17 protein-coding genes and 1 other RNA gene are annotated in these 20,477 nt (G+C 44.3%); 10 read left to right on the top strand and 8 right to left on the bottom strand.

The features are described 5' to 3' along the window. A partial coding sequence (locus L5M28_RS01030; protein ID WP_263148716.1) for an integrase core domain-containing protein occupies positions 1 to 241 on the top strand: 241 nt, incomplete at its 5' end. Here the strand turns inward: L5M28_RS01030 and L5M28_RS01025 are convergent. The 3 genes from L5M28_RS01025 to smpB form a co-directional block, all read right to left on the bottom strand. Beyond that, complete coding sequence (locus tag L5M28_RS01025) at positions 160 to 1,497, bottom strand: hypothetical protein (RefSeq protein WP_263202140.1); 1,338 nt, start codon at positions 1,495 to 1,497, stop codon at positions 160 to 162. The genes L5M28_RS01030 and L5M28_RS01025 overlap by 82 nt on opposite strands. A 395-nt stretch (positions 1,498 to 1,892) precedes the next feature. Next, positions 1,893 to 2,248, bottom strand: a transfer-messenger RNA (tmRNA) gene (ssrA, locus tag L5M28_RS01020). 71 nt (positions 2,249 to 2,319) lie between these two features. Continuing rightward, positions 2,320 to 2,811, bottom strand: coding sequence for an SsrA-binding protein SmpB (smpB, locus tag L5M28_RS01015; RefSeq protein WP_006080832.1), 492 nt, complete (start codon positions 2,809 to 2,811; stop codon positions 2,320 to 2,322). A gap of 278 nt (positions 2,812 to 3,089) precedes the next feature. Here smpB and L5M28_RS01010 point away from each other — a divergent pair, with 278 nt between their 5' ends. Together L5M28_RS01010 and L5M28_RS01005 are read left to right on the top strand one after the other, a co-directional pair. After that, on the top strand, positions 3,090 to 3,527 hold the full coding sequence (locus L5M28_RS01010) for a type II toxin-antitoxin system RatA family toxin (protein ID WP_028760728.1): 438 nt from the start codon (positions 3,090 to 3,092) through the stop codon (positions 3,525 to 3,527). Then, positions 3,517 to 3,849 (top strand): RnfH family protein, encoded by a 333-nt coding sequence (locus tag L5M28_RS01005; RefSeq protein ID WP_006080834.1) that lies wholly within the window; start codon positions 3,517 to 3,519, stop codon positions 3,847 to 3,849. Before L5M28_RS01010 ends, L5M28_RS01005 begins: the two co-directional genes overlap by 11 nt. Before the next feature lie 89 nt (positions 3,850 to 3,938). On the opposite strand, the gene L5M28_RS01000 is transcribed toward L5M28_RS01005, so the two are convergent. Further along, complete coding sequence (locus L5M28_RS01000) at positions 3,939 to 4,430, bottom strand: outer membrane protein assembly factor BamE (RefSeq protein WP_028760727.1); 492 nt, start codon at positions 4,428 to 4,430, stop codon at positions 3,939 to 3,941. 427 nt (positions 4,431 to 4,857) lie between these two features. Here L5M28_RS01000 and L5M28_RS00995 point away from each other — a divergent pair, with 427 nt between their 5' ends. The 4 genes from L5M28_RS00995 (at position 4,858) to L5M28_RS00980 (ending at position 9,817) form a co-directional block, all read left to right on the top strand. Further along, a complete protein-coding gene (locus L5M28_RS00995) occupies positions 4,858 to 5,649 on the top strand; it encodes an SAM-dependent methyltransferase (protein ID WP_028760726.1) in 792 nt (263 codons plus the stop codon). A 58-nt stretch (positions 5,650 to 5,707) separates the two neighbouring features. Continuing rightward, positions 5,708 to 5,920: a hypothetical protein gene (locus L5M28_RS00990; RefSeq protein WP_168823362.1), complete on the top strand. Its 213-nt coding sequence runs from the start codon at positions 5,708 to 5,710 to the stop codon at positions 5,918 to 5,920. Between the two features lie 63 nt (positions 5,921 to 5,983). Then, positions 5,984 to 7,717 (top strand): GGDEF domain-containing protein, encoded by a 1,734-nt coding sequence (locus L5M28_RS00985; protein WP_263202150.1) that lies wholly within the window; start codon positions 5,984 to 5,986, stop codon positions 7,715 to 7,717. Positions 7,718 to 8,047: 330 nt separating this feature from the next. Next, on the top strand, positions 8,048 to 9,817 hold the full coding sequence (locus L5M28_RS00980) for a monovalent cation:proton antiporter-2 (CPA2) family protein (RefSeq protein ID WP_263202139.1): 1,770 nt from the start codon (positions 8,048 to 8,050) through the stop codon (positions 9,815 to 9,817). A 93-nt stretch (positions 9,818 to 9,910) separates the two neighbouring features. On the opposite strand, the gene L5M28_RS00975 is transcribed toward L5M28_RS00980, so the two are convergent. After that, a complete protein-coding gene (locus tag L5M28_RS00975; protein WP_263202137.1) occupies positions 9,911 to 12,361 on the bottom strand; it encodes a TonB-dependent receptor in 2,451 nt (816 codons plus the stop codon). Between the two features lie 860 nt (positions 12,362 to 13,221). On the opposite strand from L5M28_RS00975, the gene aceB reads away from it, so the two are divergent. The 3 genes from aceB (at position 13,222) to L5M28_RS00960 (ending at position 17,242) form a co-directional block, all read left to right on the top strand. After that, the gene (gene aceB / locus L5M28_RS00970) at positions 13,222 to 14,871 is read left to right on the top strand and encodes a malate synthase A (RefSeq protein ID WP_263196270.1); all 1,650 of its coding nucleotides are present in this window, start codon (positions 13,222 to 13,224) and stop codon (positions 14,869 to 14,871) included. Positions 14,872 to 15,011: 140 nt separating this feature from the next. Further along, on the top strand, positions 15,012 to 16,337 hold the full coding sequence (gene aceA, locus L5M28_RS00965) for an isocitrate lyase (RefSeq protein WP_006080842.1): 1,326 nt from the start codon (positions 15,012 to 15,014) through the stop codon (positions 16,335 to 16,337). A 536-nt stretch (positions 16,338 to 16,873) separates the two neighbouring features. Beyond that, positions 16,874 to 17,242: an acyl-CoA thioesterase gene (locus L5M28_RS00960; protein WP_006080843.1), complete on the top strand. Its 369-nt coding sequence runs from the start codon at positions 16,874 to 16,876 to the stop codon at positions 17,240 to 17,242. Between the two features lie 80 nt (positions 17,243 to 17,322). On the opposite strand, the gene L5M28_RS00955 is transcribed toward L5M28_RS00960, so the two are convergent. From L5M28_RS00955 to yiaY, 3 genes are all read right to left on the bottom strand, one after another. Beyond that, positions 17,323 to 17,529, bottom strand: a complete 207-nt coding sequence (locus L5M28_RS00955; protein ID WP_028760719.1) for a hypothetical protein — start codon at positions 17,527 to 17,529, stop codon at positions 17,323 to 17,325. A 288-nt stretch (positions 17,530 to 17,817) separates the two neighbouring features. Continuing rightward, complete coding sequence (locus tag L5M28_RS00950; protein WP_028760718.1) at positions 17,818 to 18,183, bottom strand: hypothetical protein; 366 nt, start codon at positions 18,181 to 18,183, stop codon at positions 17,818 to 17,820. A gap of 850 nt (positions 18,184 to 19,033) precedes the next feature. Continuing rightward, on the bottom strand, positions 19,034 to 20,182 hold the full coding sequence (gene yiaY, locus L5M28_RS00945) for an L-threonine dehydrogenase (RefSeq protein ID WP_028760717.1): 1,149 nt from the start codon (positions 20,180 to 20,182) through the stop codon (positions 19,034 to 19,036). Positions 20,183 to 20,477 lie beyond the last annotated feature (295 nt).

Raw genomic sequence — 20,477 nt, 5'->3', positions numbered from 1 at the left:
GAGTCGTCGCGGGAATTGTTGGGATAACGCACCAATGGAGCGTTTCTTTAGAAGTTTGAAATCTGAGTGGATACCCGCCAATGGTTATGGGAATTTTACAGAAGCAGATAAAGAGATCACAAATTACATCACTGGATATTACAGTGAGACCAGACCCCATCAATATAATGGTGGGTTAACGCCAAATGAGTCAGAACGTTTATATTGGAATGACTCTAAAATCGTGGCCAATTTTACTTGACCACTACAGAAGGCATGAGGAGTTACGTGCAAAGGCAATCCAAGAGCATCTCTGAATTGTTTGATGAACCATTCGCTTGGTTTATTGCTGTAGTTACCTTGTATGAGACGGATATTTTCGAATAAACGCGTACCATTATTGGCTCTGATATAGTCAACAAACTCCATAAAACCAATTCGTATCAGTTCGTTATGAATAGGGACTGCTCTGACAGCATTAGGAGTCTTTAAGTATTGGTTCTCAGTGAATTGCTCAACAATAAAGCACCAATGTTCACCTATCTTGCGGATATTCTGTACGCTTAGCTGAGAGATCTCACCAAGTCGCATACCACTATAGGCTGCTATCAACGGTAGCCAGAAGTGACTTGCGTGTTGGATTTTTTTAGTTTTAGTTCCTTTATGCTCACTGAATAATGAATGACCGAAAATCAGCTTGGCTTGGTCATCAGTAATCGGATCACGCTTGGCCTGCTTTGATACTTTAGGGGCTGGAATGTTGTCATCTGGTAGGGGGTTACGGCTGATGTAGCCCATTGACTCACTCCAGCGGAAAAACTCTCTAAGCCTATTCATGTGGTTGTTGGCGGTAATAGAGCTAATCTGCAAATGGATATCATTAGTGATGCAACCAGCTATTCCTTGCTTATTGAGATCATCTTGAGTTTTTCCTTTGATTAGCTTTGGCAAGGTTTCCCTAAGTGAGCGGCCATGTTCACGGGTTAGAGAACCTATTGAGACTTCTCCAAAGAACGAGTATGCAACTACTAGCGAGTGCTGATACTGGTTTATTGTTCTTGCTTTCCATCCCTTACGTTGGTTTTCGGTAAGGTATGCCGCTATTGCCTCTGCAAGCGGTTTTTCATTGGACGCGGGTTCAGTTCCCTGATTGGGAATTGAATCGAGAGAGGTTTTTTGAGGAAACGTTAGTATGGACGGCTGATTTTCGAGCAGGGCTTGGTAAATATTTGGTAGACAGTCGCAAACTATCCTAACAATGGGGGCGAGATCTTCTGGTGGGGGGAGGGGAGACTGTGTGTCGGTGTAAAAGTCATTAACTAACCGCTCCGATTGACGCAGGTCATTCAGTTTAGCGGCTTCATTAGTCACACTTTTAAATAGGCGTAACGAATTCATCCATTTGACATATTCACCTTCAGATCTGGGCTGCGATTGCCAATCGGCCAGTTCCATCTGGTGGTAATGATGGATGATAAGTTGTGTTTGATTTTTAAGTATTTCATAGCGAGACGTCATCTCTGTTTCCTTTGTTGTTGATAGAACCATGGTCTCGAGGCATGGCGACTCTATACCCACTGGTTCACTCGTAACCTGTGGTCCACTTTCAGTGGCAACTAACAAAGACTTCAGAAATCTGCTCGATAATCCAGCAGTTTGTCTGTTTATAAAATTTGCTATGAGTAACGCTAGTGTTCTGGCTGTTAATGGATCAGATGTTCGCAGCGATACTCTCAGCGTGCTATTTATACCGCTAATAGGGAGTCGTTGTCTATACCAGAAGATATGACCGCGTTGATAAAGGTAGGTGGGGATGATGGGACGCATGTAGCACACTCCTGTAGCACAGTCGTGTCAGATGCAGATAATAAAAAAGGACTGAAACCTTAACAGAATCAGTCCTTTATGTTGTTTGGTGGAGGCGGCGGGACTTGAACCCGCGTCCAGAACACCTACATCCAAGGCACTACATGCTTAGTCTCTCTTTTAATTAACCCGAATAAACTCCGAAAGACAGGATTTCATCGGGCGAGTCCGGTACTATTTCGCGGTTCACCCCCGGACGGAGTTCCCTCGCTATCAAATGTAAGATGACCATCTGTATACACCGCCCATTTGAGAGACCTGTGTCAGATGGCTAGCTAGCCTAAGCTGCTAGAGCGTAGTTATCGTCGTTTGCAACTATAACTGTGCGGCTTTTTACGAGGCCAACCGCCCCTCGGCATGCTCCCAGGGTTTCGTGAATCCTGTCGAATCCAGAATCGCCCCCAAGAATTTGATTGTAACCCGTAGCACTATGATCACCTAGCATCATTTGCTTCAAGTTCAATCGTTTGTTCATTATCCGTGCGTTTTTTCTTTTTTCATCACGCGGGCTTTTTCAACTTCCCATTCACGCGCTTTAGTATCTTCGCGCTTATCGTGATCTTTCTTACCTTTACCTAGGCCAATTTCCACTTTTACCCATGCACCTTTACGCCAGTACATTGAGATAGGAATAATAGAGTAGCCTTGGCGCTCAACTAAGCCCGCTAGTTTATCTAGCTCTTTACGGCTGAGTAGCAGCTTTTTCAAACGTAGGGGATCGCAGACAACGTGTGTCGATGCCGTATTCAAGGGAATAATGGTGCAGCCATGCATAAAGGCTTCGCCATTTTTCAGGAATACGTAACAGTCGGACAAGTTGACCTTACCCATACGGATAGATTTCACTTCCCATCCCATAAGGGATAGGCCGGCTTCCATTTTCTCTTCGAAACGGTATTCGAAGGTTGCGCGCTTATTACGTGCGATAGTCGCAGGCGCGGCTTTGCTTGAATTTTTCTTTACCATAGTGGCGCCATTATACGCACGGTGAATCAATTTGGTATTGATATAAGGTTTTATTTAGTTAATTTCAAGCCTCTATCGTGTTATTGCTGTTTTTTTGAACGTGATTAGGGGGTTGAGTATCAGCCTAAGTGCACAAGGGGTGCGTTTTTTACGTATCGTGATAAAATCCGTGCAAATTTTGATTGCTGGCCTAAGTTGTTTATTGCACGTGCGTTATTTTCGTGCGTTTGAGTTTGCTTAGGTCGCTGTGAATACGTTAGTGAAGAGTGCTAAGTCCTATGCCGCAAATTTCTCGAAGTGTGTTAGTCCGTTTTAGTGCGATGCAAATGTATGACTTAGTGAATGATGTCGAGTCGTATAAAGAGTTTTTACCCGGTTGTGTGGGTGGCAAAGTCTTAGAATTTGACGGCAAAACTATGCTGGCATCTGTGGATGTGAGTAAAGCGGGGATCCGTAAGACCTTTACGACTCGCAACCAAGTGGTTCCTGGTAAGAGTATTGATTTAACATTGGAAAATGGGCCCTTTAAGCATTTATTGGGGCAGTGGCGTTTTACTGAGCTGACTGAAGAGGCCTGCAAGGTAGAATTCGAGCTGAGTTTTGAGTTTTCAAGCTCGTTAGCCGATATGGCCTTTGGTAAAGTGTTTAATGATCTTATGGTATCAATGGTGACGGCATTTACGAGTCGCGCTAAGGTGATTTACAGTGACAAATGAGACAGATAAGTTTGTAGTTGATGTGGTTTACGCCTTGCCTACACAGCAAAAAGTGATTTCGGTGAATGTGAATCCCGGCACGTCAGCGATTGAGGTGGTGCGTTTAAGTAACATTGTAAGCTTTTTTCCTGAGATCGATTTAGATACGGTTAAGCTCGGTGTGTTTAGTAATGTGGTTAAGCATGACCAAGTGATTTTACCGGGGCAAAGGGTTGAGATTTATCGTCCTTTGATTGCTGATCCTAAGGATGTGCGTCGTCGCCGAGCAGATAAAGCTAAAGATGAAGGCCGCGCGAATAAAGTGACGGGTGGACGAGCTTAAATATTGACATCATAGCTCAATAAAAAAGCGCCCTTGGGCGCTTTTTTATATTTGATTGACTGAGAAGAGCATAAGCAAAGTTTAGGATATTACTTAATTGGTTTTTGAACTTGCGCTTCAGCTTGATTTTCTTTAACTAATGGCTTTTCATCGGCGCGCTGTGCTGGAATTTGTGGCACTAGCTCAGTTTTATTACCTGTTGGCAAGCTGCTTTGCTCTAGCGGCGTACTAAATTCTTTGCTTAGTTCATAATCGCCTTTCACTGAGGTAAGTTTATCGCCCGTAAAGTGCAGTATGAGTTCTTTATGCGTAATGCTGGCATCACGCCCACTCTTGTAGTGATACACATAGTACCAAGTATCGTCAGCAAAACTATCTCGTAATACCGGACGGCCGAGAATGTATTCGGCTTGTTCTTTGGTCATGTCAATGCGCAACTTTTCAACTTGTTGCGGTTCCATGTAGTTGCCCTGTGGAATGTCGGGCTTATAAATCAACCAATCGAACACGCTACAGGCACTGAGCGAAACAGAGAGCGCCACAGCGCCCAGTAGAGTAAGACTTTGCTTTTTATTGATCATTGTATGCGCTACTTCTGAAAATCTGGCGGCCATAATACCCAAGCATTCCCCCTCATGACAAGGGCAATCGGGCTTTGCAACCGTCATAGATCGAATTGTGTGACTTTTCGACCCAGTATGTTGGCTTTAGTTCTCAATCTTTAAGGATATTTATTCGCTGAAGTCATATGGGGCTAAGAGTATGATTTTCTGCTTCAGAGCCGTACAGGTTTACTGTTGGCTGGATTGGGAAAGAGTAAATGTGAGCGATTTCTTCTTTAAAGCCAAGCAATTAGTTAGTAAGTCGATAGACAGTATGTGTGGCGATAAACATAGTAATCTCGTTAAAATCAGATTAAAGTTACCGATATGTTTTTATTGTGTTCTTGTACTGTGGCTTTTTGTCGTGAGTTTGCAGTCTTCGAAATAAAATAGTGGGATAGATGCATTGGGTTCTTTAGTTTGTGTAGGTACGGGTTTACAACTGGCCGGACAGATCAGTGTGATGAGTCGTAGTTATATTGAGCACGCTGATGTCGTGTTTTCACTCTTGCCCGATGGTTTTTCGCAGCGTTGGATCCAGAACATTAATCCCAATGTCATCAATTTACAGCCGTTTTATGCACAAAATGGTGAAGTTAAAAATCGCCGAGAAACCTACGAACAAATGGTTAATTCTATATTGGAGGCCGTAAGGGCTGGCAAAAAAACCGTTTGTGCGCTCTATGGTCATCCTGGAGTCTTTGCCTGTGTTTCCCATATGGCGATTACGCGGGCGAGGGCTGAAGGGTTTTCAGCGAAGATGGAGCCGGGGATTTCGGCCGAGGCGTGTTTATGGGCTGATCTGGGTATTGACCCCGGCAGCTCTGGGCATCAAAGTTTTGAAGCTAGCCAGTTTATGTTTTTTAATCATGTGCCCGATCCGACAACCCATTTATTGTTATGGCAAATTGCGATTGCTGGTGAACATACCTTAACTCAGTTCCATACTACGAGTGACAGGCTGCAGATTTTGGTTGAACAACTGAATCAATGGTATCCGCGAGATCATCAAGTGGTGATCTACGAAGCTGCTAATCTGCCAGTTCAAGCCCCTAGAATTGAGTATTTGCCGTTGAGTAAGCTGCCCGAGGCAAACTTGTCTCCGATCAGTACTTTACTGATCCCGCCAGCAAAAAAACTCGAATACAACTATGCTATTTTAACTAAATTAGGCATTAGACCTGAAGATTTAGGCTAATTGTGAGTGCTGTACTTCTGAGCTGAATTCGGGAGTCATCATATAAATAAGGAAAGGTATGTCTGCATTATCGGATTTTTTTACCCAGTTAGGCCAAGATGCACTGCTGATGGAAGCGTATCAACAGGACCCTGAGGCGGTAATGCGCGCCCATGGGTTAACAGATGAAGAAATTAGCGCTGTAATGACAGGGGATATGACAAAACTAAAAGTTTTGAGTGGCGACCAAAATTATCAAACATTTATTTTAGTCAATCATGGTAATAATTAACTAATTTTGAAACGGTTACGTTGTGCCCTATTAGCCATCTTCGCCTTGTGTTCGACAGCTTTGATGGCTAACTCTCTCGATTTTGATCAGGCACTCAATGAGCTTGATGTATTACTGCAATCTGATCTTAGTGCTGCGCAGAAAAAGCTTGCCGAATATGAGAAAGAATTCAGTCGTTTAACTACAATACAACAAGGACGACTGAGGATAGATAGAGCGATAGGTTATTTTTTCATCGGTGAATATACTAAAGCGTTAGATGATCTACACCAAGCCGAAACCTTAGTGACAAATACTGATTTATTAGCGTCAGTTTATAGTTACAAAGCCACTGTATATATAGGGATACGTGACTATGACAAAGCCTTGGCTGCAGTTGCTCAAGCATTAGCCCTAGTGGTGAATATTGATGATGTCACGATTAAACGGCACTCATATTTAAGAATTGCCAATATTTATTCCGAAATGGATGCTTATAGCGATATGGGCCTTTATGCCAATAAGGTGCTACAACTCGCAAAGGAAACCGATGTCCGCGATATTTGTCATGCCAAATTGTTGCGCGCTATTTATTTACTCGGCGTGAAAAATCCCGACGCCTTCGATGCCTTCGAAGATAGCCGTCAATACTGTGATGCGAAGCAATTCCCCCTTCTGGCGACTATGTCGATAAAAGGCAAAGCTATGGTTTTGCAGGAGCGGGGCGATTTTTTAGGCGCGAGATCGATTCTGCTATTAGCTTTAAAAGGGTATGAAGCTTTTCAATTTCAGTTAGAAATCAGCCATGTACATGCACTACTTGCCGAGAATTACTTTGCCATGGGTGAGCAGGTTCAAGCGAAAAGTCACGCCGTTAAAGTGCTTTCATTCCCCGATGATAATAGCTACATCGAACATAAGCATATTACATATAAGGTATTTGCCGAACTGATGGCGGCGGATAAACAATTTGAGCAAGCCTATGAATACACAAGAAAAGAACAATATTATAATCAATTGATTTTTGACCAATCTAGAATGAAAACCCTCGCTTATCAGGCGGCTAAGTTTAATGCTGATGAACAGTCGCGTGAAATCAATTTACTCAATAAAGAGCGTGAACTTTACATCGCTCAGCAAATGGTAAAAGAGCGGGAATACACCAATATGCTGATGTTTATCACTATTCTAATGGGTGGGCTGTTCTTCCTTGGAATTTTGTTAGCCGTAGGTCAGATGCAGAAACGTAAGTTTATGCGTATGGCGAGAATGGATGCCTTAACAGGCATATTGAATCGTGGTGCAGGGCAAGAGTTGGGAGAAAACCTTTTTGTGCAAGCCACGGCTCGTAGCGGGGATTTTTGTGTCATTTTATTCGATTTAGATTTCTTCAAACGCATCAACGATTCTTTTGGTCATGGAACTGGCGATTGGGCGCTTAAAAAGGTGGTTGACTCCCTTAAATCCCATATCCGAAATGGTGATGTTTTTGCTCGTATCGGTGGTGAGGAGTTTGCAATTTTATTACCTTATGCCGATGAAGAGAAAGGCATGGAAGTGGCGGAGCAATGTCGAGCTCGTATCGAGGCCATTGATACCCAATATTCAGGGCACAAGTTCGTCATAACGGCGAGTTTTGGCGTGAGCGGTTTAATGGCTGATGATCTGAGTTTGGATCCATTATTTCACCGAGCTGACATGGCGCTCTATGCCGCTAAGGCCAATGGCCGCAACACCGTAGTACGCTATTCTGACATATTAAAATGTGACAAGCAGGCAACTGATTTACGGCGTCATATCGCATCGCCCTCTGTGTAATGTAAGTCGAGTGAGCATTTAGTCTCATCCAGAGTTGGCAAGCCCTTACTGGTTTTATCCTTCCTTAGTTATTGCTCGTTTTTTATTTTGCAACCACTCACTAAAATGCGATAACAGTTTAAGGTGTCTCTAAGCGCACTTTTACTCTGCTTTGTTGCTCCAGTTGATTTCCCCTACGCTTAAGTGTTTTTCGTATCAAAAATTTCTCATTTTTAATGAATTGCCTTGACCTTGTTAATAAATAAATGGGATATCATAGCTGATAATTGCCTAGCTATTGCTGGGTCCTTACATAGAACAATGCGCATTCCTTTTTCCGTTGGAGCCTTCATGGAACAGTCGAGTTTACTCACGTCGGTGCTGCTATTTTTATTGGCGGCGGTTATTTTTGTTCCCTTGGGTAAACGTTTTGGCGCGGGTCCTATTCTTTCCTATTTGGCAGCAGGGATTATTTTAGGCCCAGGTGGTATGGCGTTGGTTTCTGATCCTGCAGCCGTGTTGCATTTTGCCGAGTTAGGTGTGGTACTTATGCTGTTTGTACTTGGACTCGAATTGAATCCAAGTAAATTATGGGAACTTCGCAGTGCTATCTTTGGTTTAGGCAGTGGTCAGCTGTTGTTGTCATGGGCTGCGATTGGAGGTTTGGCTTGGGGCTTTGGCTTGTCTATTGAGGCGGCTTTAGTGGTTGGTGCCGCGCTATCTTTATCATCGACAGCCTTTGCCGTACAGTTAATGAGTGAGCATAGGTTGCTCACAACCCCACTTGGACGTGATGCTTTTGGGGTCTTGTTAATGCAAGATCTTGCGGTTATCCCTATGTTGCTGCTGACAGCATATTTGGCGCCCAATTCTGCTCAGATTGAACATCATGCGGTGCCTTGGTACTGGACGTGTCTTGCGCTCGTTGGTTTTGTGTTAGTGGGGAAATATTTACTGCCTAAATTCCTTAAACTAGTGGCAAGCAGTGGGGTGCGTGAAGTGCTCACCGCTTTTGCATTATTGCTGGTCATGGGTAGTGCTGAGTTAATGGAGTGGTTGGGACTTTCTGCGGGCATGGGGGCATTTTTGGCGGGTATTATGCTCGCTAACTCAAGTTATCGGCACCAGCTCGAAACTGACATAGAACCTTTTAAAGGCTTATTGCTTGGGCTGTTTTTCATGGCTGTCGGTATGAGTATGGATTTGAAATTATTGATATCTGATCCGTTGCTTATTCTGGGCATTTTAATGGCTATGTTGCTGATTAAAACCTTTGTGCTGATGGTGCTGGGGCGCATTCGGCATCACAAATGGCGACCGAGTATTGCATTGGGGTTGATCCTTGCAGAAGGGGGCGAATTTGCCTTTGTGCTGTTATCCCAGGCGCAGTTATCTGGCATTGTCGGCGATAAAATTGCGCAAGTCCTTGTGCTTGCTATTGGTTTGTCTATGGCAATAACGCCGATATTGTTTACTTTGTTCCGAGCAACTAAAGCCAAAGTGGTGGATACTCGTCTGCCAGATACGATTAATGTCACCGAATCTGAAGTGGTGATTGCTGGATTTGGTCGAGTAGGCCAGATCACGGGGCGTATTTTGGCCTCATCAGGTATCCCTTTTGTCGCCTTGGATAAGGATGCGAGTCATGTGGATGTGATTCGTAAATACGGTGGTGAAGTGTATTTTGGTGATGCCAGACGCTTAGACATGTTGATGTCGGCGGGGATTGCTCGGTCTAGATTACTATTGCTTGCCGTGGACAGTGTTGAGGATTCCATTGAAATTGCTCAGCAAGTGAAAACGCATTTTCCCCATATCAACATAGTCGCGCGGGCGAGGGACCGTAACCATGCTTATCGTTTGATGAGCCTTGGGGTGACGGATGTGTTTCGTGAGACCTTTGGTTCGGCGCTATCTGCCAGTGAGAAGATTCTCCAAGGTCTAGGTTTATCGCAGGTACAAGCCAATGAGCGGGTAAAAATCTTTGCTGAACATGATAAGAAACTGGTGATTGCTAGCGCAGCCCATCAAAATGATTTGGCGACGTTAATCAATCTATCGAATAAGGGTAAGGCAGAGTTGGAATCCCTCATGCGTGGCGATAGGGAGAATGTGAGTTAATGTTGTCACTCTGATTTGGATATAAAAAAGAGAGCATAAATGCTCTCTTTTTTATTGGTTTACAACATCAAATTTAACGCTGATGTTTAAGTGTTAAAAGCTATAGCTGTATTGCAGTTTGACGTTGCGTTCTTCACCCGGCATACCACCGAGGAACATGGCTTTACTGTAATAGTCTTTATTGAAAAGGTTATTGATGTTTAACTGGATTTTCCAAGAATCCGCGTTGTAGCTCACCGCCGAGTCAACGACGGTATAGCTAGGCACGTAACCGTTTGGAATACCAAATGAGCTTGAGTGCGTACTGCGATCATCGACAAATTTTGCACCAAGGCTCAGCTCGATTGGGCTTGATAATCTAAACCAATCCGCGCCATAGGTAACCCAAGCACTGGCAGTGACATAAGGCACACCTTTTTGACGGCTGTCGTAATTTGCGACGTCATTCGGGTTTTGCTTATCCCTTGCATCTTGGTACATGCCATTAAGGTTAACGCGCCATTGATCATTCAGGTGGGCATTGAGATCGAGTTCGACCCCCTGAGTATCTTCGCTGCCATCATAAAAATATACGGGAATATTAGGGGTTAATATGCCATTGGTATAATCAGGGTTGTTATAGGCGACATTAGTACGCGAGCTTTTAAAGAATACCAGTGAGCCAAGCAATTGATCCTCAAATGCTTTAAAGCGCATACCTAGATCATTGCTAATTGATTCTGAATCATCTCGGTCGGTAGCATTATCTTTTACTGCATCAAGTACACTGTAAGCGGTGCGCCCTTTAGAATGGTTGATGAAAAATGATAAATCCTCAATCGGCATGTAGGTTAACCCTAGGTTATAGGTCATACCGTTATCTGTGGTATCGGCTTCTGGTGTCGCTTGGGATTGGCTAGTGCTATAGCGTGGATCAACACCAAAGTGCTCATAGGCTTGTTTAATTTCATTAAAGGCAACACCAATACGTGTGGTAAAGCCGTATGGCAGATAACTGACATGTTGTAAGCCTACGCCCCAAGCGCTGACTTTTTTGTCATAGTTAGCGGTTTTGAGTGGGTCATAGTCCTCGAATTTACCTGTGCCCCAATTAGGATTGCGGATGTCGTATATATAAGGCAGAGATCCTTGGTAAATGATTTTGCCATCTTTGTTTTTAAAGATTTGATCCGCATCGTAGATAGAATATTGCTGGAAGCGAATATTACGGTCTTCATAGTTGGCATTGACCAATAATTCATTGTCTATATTGCCAATTTGGAAGTCATAACGTAAATCGGCAAAGTACTGCCACGAAGTCTCGTCGGCATCCACTTTACGGTATTCCTGACGTCTTGCAGCAAAAGGATAAAGCACGCCGTTTTCAACTAATGGCGCGCGGGGATCAGCGTTGATCGGGTTTTTGCCTTGTTTCCAGTAGACGTAGTTATAAGCACCTGTTTGGCGGGCGAAGCCTGAAGTGTAGTCGCGATACTGTAATTGCTGATTAAGAAACAGATTATCGTTGAAGTAAATATTATGGGTTAGTTTAAATCTTAACTCTTCGCCTTCATTGTCCTTCGCCATTGGTGAAATCAGCCCTGCATCACCAAATGAATAGGGCCTTAAGCCGTCAGCGCCCGACAACGAGTCCGCTAGCTGCTGACGCTGTGCATCGGTCAGTTGTAGACCCTTACCACTTGGATCGTTGATCAAATCCTGCCAAGTGACCTCTCCCGCGCTCTTACCGCCGACTGAATCGGCGTTGTAAATTCGAATCGGGTGGCCAATAGAGTCAACGGCAATAGCATCTTTGATGTAAGCACCTGAAAGCATTACATCTTGGCTATCACTTAATACCCATTTTAAGGCGCCATAGATTTCGTCTCTGTCTGTACCGATATCGCGATACCCATCACTGCGGCCGGATTTTGCCACTAAACGGTAGGCGACATCATCATTCAGGGCGCCTGTGCTATCCAGAGCAAGGGAGTAGGTATCCCATTGTCCAACTTCGGCGGTAAATTTGTTTTTTGACTCGAATTGCGGTTTTTTCTCAATTAAATTGATGACGCCGCCAGCACTCCCCATGCCATAGAGTCCAGTCGCTGGGCCTTTTAATACTTCTACGGATTCAACGTTGGTTAAAGAGCGCGTGGGGTTGAAAGTGTTACCAAGGCCTGCACCGCCATACATACCGTCATAGGTGTAATTTGCGCCTAAACCACGGATGACTATGTTGTCACCGATGCCATAGTTATTACCCGCTTGAGTCACACCACTGATGTTACGGATCAAGTCTTGCAGATTATCTGTACCTTGGGTTTCGATCAGTTCTTGGTCAACAATTACAACTGCAGCGGGTGTTTCCATGAGAGACATGTCGGATTTAGTCGCTAGCCCTGAATTTTTCACCACTGAGTTTTGTCTGCCATAAACTGTGATGCGCTCAACGTTGGCTTCAGTATTTGCTGATACCGAGTTCGAGTTAGCTTCGGCGGATGCAGTTTGCGATAAAACGGAAAGGCAGGCGAGTGCAGTTAGTGACAAACGAAATGATTTCATTAATGGTTCCCCCAAATAAATAGGTCGCGAATAGTAATGATTTGCATTTAAGTTGGCAACATATGTTTCAGATGTCGTGGTTGAAATGTGCAGTGCTGCGAATAAGTGTTACGAAAAGGCATGTATTTGAGGAAGTAAGGTATGGGTTCTCGTAGGAGAAAAGCTTCATAAAAAGTCGCGTCTAAGTTCCATCCCGCTGTAATGTCAAATTTGTTTCATTTTTTTTATAAAAAAGTGATTTATTTTTTGAGTTAACCATCACATCCCACCTTGTTGATCGGGAAACGCAACCTGGTACTTAGTTTGAATCGCACATGATACTTATTTCGTTTACGTAAACGTCAAAATGAAACGGTCGTTTAAATTTGTGACAATGGCAACAGTCTTTATCATTATGATTTATATGAATTTATCTGACTTACCTCTAGGTTAGTTCAAAACATTGAGCATTTTCTACTTAGGTCTAATAGAGTAAAAATGATGTAATAATAAATTTACTATAAGTTATTTAATTACGTAATTAATTACTTTGCGTATTGATTGGTAAAGTTGTCTGACAAGTTTCATTTAACTGCAATTGTCATATGTGATTAAAATGTTCAATTGCATATTTATCAGTTATTTGTTGTTTATTTTATTGCTTGGTCAGACCAATTTCAGCATGGTTTTTACTTAGGTTAATGCATGTTTTTGTCAATCTTGGACTGTTGCAAATACAAACGTTTGTCGGTAAGTTTTAGTTCGAAACAAACATTTGATGGTTTTTTGGTGAGTTTATAAGCAGTGGTGATTGGGGATGCTACTGCTTTATATGTCAGCGTTAAGCCTGTGATAGTGGAGCCTCTTGGGAGGGCATCAAGATGACGGAACACACTTTGAGTGAACAGCAATTGAATTCAACACTGGGTAAAGCTACAGCAAACGCCACGCTGAATATTGTGGGGCGTGACATTCCAGGCCAAGAAGTCATATTTACCGAAGGGGCTGTCGCCTTACTCGAATCCCTTTGTCGTGAGTTTGCCGACGAAGTACCTGCCTTACTCGCTAAGCGTAAAGAAAAGCAAGCGCGTATCGATAAAGGGTCATTACCCGACTTTCTGCCTGAAACCCGCGCTATCCGTGATGGTGCATGGCAAATCCGTGGGATCCCAAATGATCTGCTCGACCGCCGCGTGGAAATCACAGGTCCCGTTGAACGTAAGATGGTGATTAACGCACTTAACGCCAATGCCAAAGTGTTTATGGCCGATTTCGAAGATTCTTTAGCACCAAGCTGGGAAAAAGTCGTCGAAGGTCAAATCAATCTACGTGATGCCGTGCGTGGTGATATTGAGTACACAGCACCGGACACGGGTAAGCACTATAAATTAGGACCAAATCCTGCAGTGCTTATCTGCCGCGTTCGTGGTCTGCACCTTAAAGAAAAACACGTGCAGTTTAATGGCAAAGCGATTCCTGGCTCACTGTTTGATTTCGCACTGTATTTCTACCACAACTATCGCCAACTTTTGGCCAAGGGCAGTGGTCCATATTTTTATATTCCTAAGTTAGAAAGTCATATTGAAGCGCGCTGGTGGGCAAAAGTGTTTGCTTTTGTTGAGGAACGGTTTTGTCTGCAAGCGGGCACGATTAAATGTACTTGCTTGATTGAGACTTTGCCTGCCGTGTTCGAAATGGACGAAATTCTCTATGAATTACGTTCCAATATCGTAGCGCTCAACTGTGGTCGTTGGGATTACATCTTCAGCTATATCAAAACATTAAAACGTCATAGCGACCGAGTCTTACCGGATCGCCAAGCCGTCACTATGGATACGCCTTTCTTAAGCGCTTATTCAAGACTCTTGATTAAGACCTGCCACAAACGCGGTGCCTTAGCGATGGGCGGCATGGCAGCCTTTATTCCTGCTAAAGATCCTGCTCAGAACGAAGCCGTATTGCAGCGGGTGCGTAAGGATAAAGAACTAGAAGCGCGTAACGGCCACGATGGCACTTGGGTAGCGCACCCTGGCCTTGCCGACACCGCTATGGGGATTTTCAACGAATACATAGGCCAAGATCACTGTAATCAATTACATATTACCCGTGATGTCGATGCGCCAATTCTGGCTAGCGAACTGCTTAAAACCTGCGACGGTGAGCGCACTGAACAAGGGATGCGTCTGAACATTCGTATCGCCCTGCAGTATTTAGAGGCGTGGATCAGCGGCAATGGTTGTGTGCCCATTTACGGCTTAATGGAAGATGCGGCTACGGCTGAGATCTCTAGGGCTTCAATTTGGCAATGGATCCAACACGGTAAGTCGCTATCAAACGGCAAATTAGTGACCAAACAACTCTTTAAAGACATGTTGGTTGAAGAGCTGTCGAACGTGAAAAAAGAAGTGGGTAGCGACAGATTCACCCATGGCAAATTCACCCAAGCAGCGGTGTTGCTTGAAGACATTACCACCTCCGACGAGCTGGTCGATTTCTTAACCTTACCCGGTTACGAAATGCTGACAGCTTAGAATGAACTCATTTGCTTGAACCGTTTTAGGTAAACCAGATTTAGCTGTGGCGGGGCTACCGTCAACCAAACAATTTAGCAGAGTGAAACTGGGGGGCAGTTTCATGATAGCTACAACATCAAAGATAAAGGAGCGACACTATGACTAAGGCAACGACTCAGACTTCACGTCAAGAGCAGATTGATGCAATCAAGAGAGATTGGGCAGAAAACCCACGTTGGAAAAACGTGCGTCGTCCTTATACCGCAGAAGAAGTGGTTGCGCTTCGCGGTTCAATCGTGCCTGAGAATACTATCGCTAAGCGCGGTGCTGCTAAGTTATGGGAATTGGTTAACGGTGGCGCTAAAAAAGGCTATGTGAATTCATTGGGTGCGTTAACGGGTGGTCAAGCGGTACAACAGGCGAAAGCGGGTATCGAAGCGATTTACCTTTCAGGTTGGCAAGTGGCAGCCGATGCTAACTTAGCCGGCACTATGTACCCAGATCAATCTTTATACCCTGCCAACTCAGTGCCAGCTGTGGTGTCACGCATCAATAACTCATTCCGTCGCGCCGACCAAATTCAGTGGGGCAATGGCGTAAATCCAGAAGATGAAAAATTTGTTGATTACTTTCTGCCAATTATTGCTGATGCAGAAGCGGGTTTTGGCGGCGTATTAAATGCCTTCGAACTGATGAAGTCGATGATCGACGCGGGCGCTGCCGGTGTTCACTTTGAAGATCAGTTAGCTTCAGTGAAAAAATGTGGCCACATGGGCGGCAAAGTATTAGTGCCAACCCAAGAAGCGGTACAAAAGCTGGTTGCTGCACGTTTAGCGGCGGATGTGAGCGGTGTCGATACGCTGGTTATCGCACGTACCGATGCTAACGCGGCCGATTTGTTAACTTCAGATTGCGACCCATACGATCGTGATTTCGTGACTGGCGAGCGCACCAATGAAGGTTTCTACCGTGTTAAAGCCGGTCTTGACCAAGCGATTTCTCGTGGTCTGGCTTATGCTCCGTATGCGGATTTGATTTGGTGTGAAACCGCAAAACCGGATCTTGAAGAAGCGCGTGTTTTTGCTGAAGCGATTCATGCTCAGTACCCAGATCAGCTGCTTGCTTACAACTGTTCGCCTTCGTTCAACTGGAAGAAAAATCTGGACGACGCCACTATCGCGCGCTTCCAACAAGCATTATCAGACATGGGCTACAAGTACCAGTTCATCACTTTAGCCGGCATCCACAACATGTGGTACAACATGTTCGACCTCGCTTATGACTATGCTCGTGGCGAAGGTATGAAGCATTATGTTGAGAAAGTTCAAGAAGTTGAGTTTGCTGCAGCGAAGAAAGGTTACACCTTCGTCGCGCATCAACAGGAAGTGGGCACAGGTTATTTCGACCAAGTGACTACGGTTATTCAAGGTGGCCATTCATCAGTGACTGCACTGACTGGGTCTACCGAAGAAGAGCAGTTTTAAGCAGTAAGCAGCGCTTAGGATGATCCATTGTGATTGTGGATCACTCCTCAGCACGCCTTACATTGATATATGTGGTGAGGCGTGGTTAAAAACTCGAAATAGAGGGCAAGGGCGGACTGTGATGAGTTACCGAGCTTGCAGCTTAAATCTCGAGTTGAGTATGAAAGAGTGTTACCCGTAAGCCTGTGTTTAGCTGCTCTGCAGCTGTTGTCCCCCGTGCAGTTCGCCTACATGTGCTGTGCGGGTTTTTAAGTCAAATTTTGTGACTTAACTTCCTACCCAGTAAGTTTTTGCTTGCCTTAGCTTGGCGACTCTATGAGTCGCTATTTTTTTGCTTATTGGTTCACTATTGCGCTGATTAATATGGTGCAACTCTGATACGGCTTGGTGCAATAATCGGATTATTTTACAGCAACTTATTGCTATCTCATTGTTATTTAATAACTATCAAATGTGGCCTGAATAATGCTCTGAATATTACGGGAAGTTACAGTGCATTAAAGCTGATTATTGGCATTCACATTGAGGTCACCGCCATGAAATATTACAGTCGCCGTTTAGTTAAACCTGAACATTTAAATCCAGCAAATACCCTGTTTGGCGGTCAGTTGCTCAGTTGGATAGATGAGGAGGCCGCTATTTTTGCTGCCTGCCAGATGAAGAGCACAAGTCATGTGACTAAGTTGATTTCTGAAATCAACTTTATGACGCCAGCGCATCAAGGGGATGTGATTGAGTTTGGTCTGGAGCTAGTGAGTCTCGGCCACAGCTCGATTACTGTCAGCTGTCAAGTACGTAATAAGATGACGCAGGCGCCAGTGGTGAGTATAGATAAGATGGTGTTTGTGCATGTGAATGCCCAAGGATTGCCCGTTCCCCATGGTATTCGGGCGAATGCGGCTTAAGGGGCGTGGCGCTTAAAATGCGTGATGCTTAAATGTATAAGATGCTTAAAATGAGCAGTGACGCCTAGGCGTCACTGTCATTAGTCTTTGGTTAAATCTTCTTTTACCGATTTGACCGCATCCCGTGAAGCATGACCTATGGCTTTTGTCGTGTCTCGAGTCGCGTGGCCTATCTCAGTGGTGACTTCTTTAGTCGTTGTGCCGATGGCACGGCCTGCGTCCTTTAAATCCGCACAGGCGGATGTAGCGAGTAATAAAGGAATAATAATGAGCGTCGCTTTATTCATTGTGATGCCAATCCTCAATTTAAGTTCGTAACTCAATTTACTGGGCCTTGCCATTTTTACTGTGCAAAATGACATTCGGGACAATATAACAGATCTTGAGCTGAATCACGCTATGGCGACATTATCTGCTGAGCCGCTGTTGCAATGCTTCTGTTCGAGTATCAACCGAGTGAGTGAAACTAAGAGCATTAAATGACGTCGTGGATTGAGTTATCGAACTCGACAAATAAAAACGCCAGTGGCGTTTTGCGCACTGGCGTCTAAGGTCGCTAAATAATACTGCAAAGATTATTCGAGTTTGGCTAAGCGTTGTTGATAGTCTTCAATCAGGTGCTGCATGATTTCTTCAGGCGCCGCATCGTCACAGCAATCGTCTAAAAAGATTTTAAAGGTGACTAAGGCATGGCCGTCGTTTTTGAGTCTATCACTCTGCATTGAGAAGTAAGCATCTTCATTTTCGGCTTTACGAACCACAAACTTATTCGTTTCGAAGGTTTTTTCCCCAGAAAGCTCGTGCCATTTAGTGATGCGATTTAACGCGATCTCACAGGACTGGTTCATTTCAATATGATTTAACCAAGTAACGGGATGTTCAGGATCTTTGTAATGTGGACATCTAACTGTGTAGTTATATACATGGGTGATTGCAGTCATAGCGTACCTACCTGTTCGAGGATATTGTTGCCATCATAGGCATCGTTTTTGAATTCGGTCAATCATTAATTAAGTCTATTTAGCCTTGATGTTTTTTGACGGAGAAGGATAGTTACTGCATGAAAATTAACCATTTACTTAATCTGTCATGTCTCTATTTAGCATGAGTTTTATGCCAATAACTTTGTGCTAGATCTCAGTTTTGGGTGAAGTTTCGCTTTTGCTGAATTACTGATTAATAAAGCAACAACTTGGTCGTCAGTAAGTCTTATTGATAAAAAGAGCGAACAGCGGAGTAAATAGGTTAATTAAACTTTGATGGGAGCTATATGAGTAAGTGGCAGCATAAGTTGTCGTAGAGGAAACGCAGAAGGTAGAATGGACAGAGGCCCATTCGTTAGAACGGGCCTCTCAGCTGGCTTCATCTTTTGCAGGGAAAAAGCGAACTGGGGCCATCTTATCGGATCTGTAACAGTCTGTAACCCACAGAGATCACGTTTTTTATATCATTTTGCTATGAATATTTGAGGTTCAGATCCTTTCTTCTTGAATATGCAGATTTGTGAGTGTTTTGTCAGTGCAAAGGTGCATAGACACTGAGTTTTATGTTGGTTTTTGTTACTCAATTTTTAAGATAGCAACTTACCTCGCCATCTTGTTGATACAGGTGTAAAAAAGGCCCCAATAGTGCAGCAATAATCTGTGCACTATTGGAGCCTAAAACGAATTCATTGGAGGATGAAGTCGTGTTTACGCACTAGCAGGACAATAAGTCGTTATCCAGCAAGTTAGCGCACGATTGTTGTGTGCTAACTTGCGATTGGTAAGGTATGGCGCTTACAGCGCACAATTACAGCGCATTAGTGAAGATCTGACAGATCTCCGCATGGGTCGCTTGTTTTGGATTGGTGAATCCACAGGCATCTTTTAACGCGTTATCCGCAAGTGTTGGAATATCTTCCGCTTTCACGCCTAATAAGGTCAGGTTTTCAGGGATCTTAACCGCAACAGACAGTTTTTTGATTGCCGCTATCGCCGCACTGGCACCTTGTTCATCTGTCATCGCAGACACATCCACGCCCATAGCCTTGGCAATGTCTTTTAAGCGCGCAGGGACGACCTGGGCGTTGTATTCCTGCACATGGGGCAGCAGCAAAGCGTTACACACGCCGTGGGGCAGATCGTAGAAACCGCCTAATTGGTGCGCCATCGCATGCACATAACCTAAACTGGCATTGTTAAACGCCATACCCGCTAAGAACTGGGCGTAGGCCATTTGTTCACGGGCGTTGATGTCTTGACCGTTTTCAACTGCGTTGACTAAGTTAGCTTGAATCAATTCCATGGCCTTGATCGCACAGGCGTCGGTGATCGGGTTAGCTGCAATAGACACATAGGCTTCAACTGCGTGAGTCAGTGCATCCATACCGGTTGCGGCCGTGAGGCTCGCAGGCTTTTTCAGCATTAACTCAGGGTCGTTGACCGACAGCAAAGGCGTGGTGTGCTTATCGACAATCGCCATTTTAATGTGGCGGGCTTCGTCGGTAATGATACAAAAGCGCGTCATTTCACTGGCAGTACCTGCCGTCGTATTAATGGCCACTAACGGCAACTGTGGTTTTGCGGATTGATCTAACCCTTCGTAATCCTTAATGCTGCCGCCATTGGTGGCAACAAGGGCGATACCCTTGGCGCAATCATGGGGTGATCCGCCGCCGAGTGAAATCACAAAGTCACACTTGTTGGCTTTTAACAGGGCTAAACCCGCTTCGACGTTCGTCACTGTTGGGTTAGGTTGTACGCCATCATAGATGGTGGAGGTAATACCATTTTGACCGAGTTTTTCGGCCACTTCACCCACTAAGCCAATCTTGACTAAGGGTTTATCTGTCACTATGAGTGCGTGTTTAAAGCCTAAGGTTTTGATGTCACCGATAGCATCATCCACTGCGCCTTGGCCTAATACGTTGACAGAAGGAATAAAAAATTTAGCAGCCATAAAATCCACCTATTTGCTTGTAAAGATTAAGTTGTGTTCTTTTCTGGTGATCAAGCTACCAATTTGGAGGTAGTGAAAGTGTGAGCTTGATCGAGTTCGGCGCTTATCTGGGGGTAATTTCCCACTAAAGTTGGAACTGGGTAACTAAATTTCGGACTTTTATGACGGGTATTAGTGTTGGCGTACGATATGGTTTTTTTAGCGTTGTTAGCGCCCCTGGTGATGCATCATTTCTGTGCATTTTTCGTTTACTTTTTATCCCACTTTTTATCCAGAGTTTGACGGCTCAATTGTT

Source organism: Shewanella sp. SW32 (assembly GCF_025653365.1).
Classification (GTDB): Bacteria; Pseudomonadota; Gammaproteobacteria; order Enterobacterales; family Shewanellaceae; genus Shewanella; species Shewanella oncorhynchi.
Note: the sequence above shows the minus strand (reverse complement) of the source record. Positions and strands in the feature narration are given on the sequence as shown.

Coding starts and splice junctions, on each gene's coding strand:
- L5M28_RS01025 (WP_263202140.1), bottom strand. CDS start 1,497: ATGACGTCTCGCTATGAAATACTTAAAAATCAAACACAACTTATCATC.
- smpB (WP_006080832.1), bottom strand. CDS start 2,811: ATGGTAAAGAAAAATTCAAGCAAAGCCGCGCCTGCGACTATCGCACGT.
- L5M28_RS01010 (WP_028760728.1), top strand. CDS start 3,090: ATGCCGCAAATTTCTCGAAGTGTGTTAGTCCGTTTTAGTGCGATGCAA.
- L5M28_RS01000 (WP_028760727.1), bottom strand. CDS start 4,430: ATGATCAATAAAAAGCAAAGTCTTACTCTACTGGGCGCTGTGGCGCTC.
- L5M28_RS00990 (WP_168823362.1), top strand. CDS start 5,708: ATGTCTGCATTATCGGATTTTTTTACCCAGTTAGGCCAAGATGCACTG.
- L5M28_RS00985 (WP_263202150.1), top strand. CDS start 5,984: ATGGCTAACTCTCTCGATTTTGATCAGGCACTCAATGAGCTTGATGTA.
- L5M28_RS00980 (WP_263202139.1), top strand. CDS start 8,048: ATGGAACAGTCGAGTTTACTCACGTCGGTGCTGCTATTTTTATTGGCG.
- L5M28_RS00975 (WP_263202137.1), bottom strand. CDS start 12,361: ATGAAATCATTTCGTTTGTCACTAACTGCACTCGCCTGCCTTTCCGTT.
- aceB (WP_263196270.1), top strand. CDS start 13,222: ATGACGGAACACACTTTGAGTGAACAGCAATTGAATTCAACACTGGGT.
- aceA (WP_006080842.1), top strand. CDS start 15,012: ATGACTAAGGCAACGACTCAGACTTCACGTCAAGAGCAGATTGATGCA.
- L5M28_RS00960 (WP_006080843.1), top strand. CDS start 16,874: ATGAAATATTACAGTCGCCGTTTAGTTAAACCTGAACATTTAAATCCA.
- L5M28_RS00955 (WP_028760719.1), bottom strand. CDS start 17,529: ATGAATAAAGCGACGCTCATTATTATTCCTTTATTACTCGCTACATCC.
- L5M28_RS00950 (WP_028760718.1), bottom strand. CDS start 18,183: ATGACTGCAATCACCCATGTATATAACTACACAGTTAGATGTCCACAT.
- yiaY (WP_028760717.1), bottom strand. CDS start 20,182: ATGGCTGCTAAATTTTTTATTCCTTCTGTCAACGTATTAGGCCAAGGC.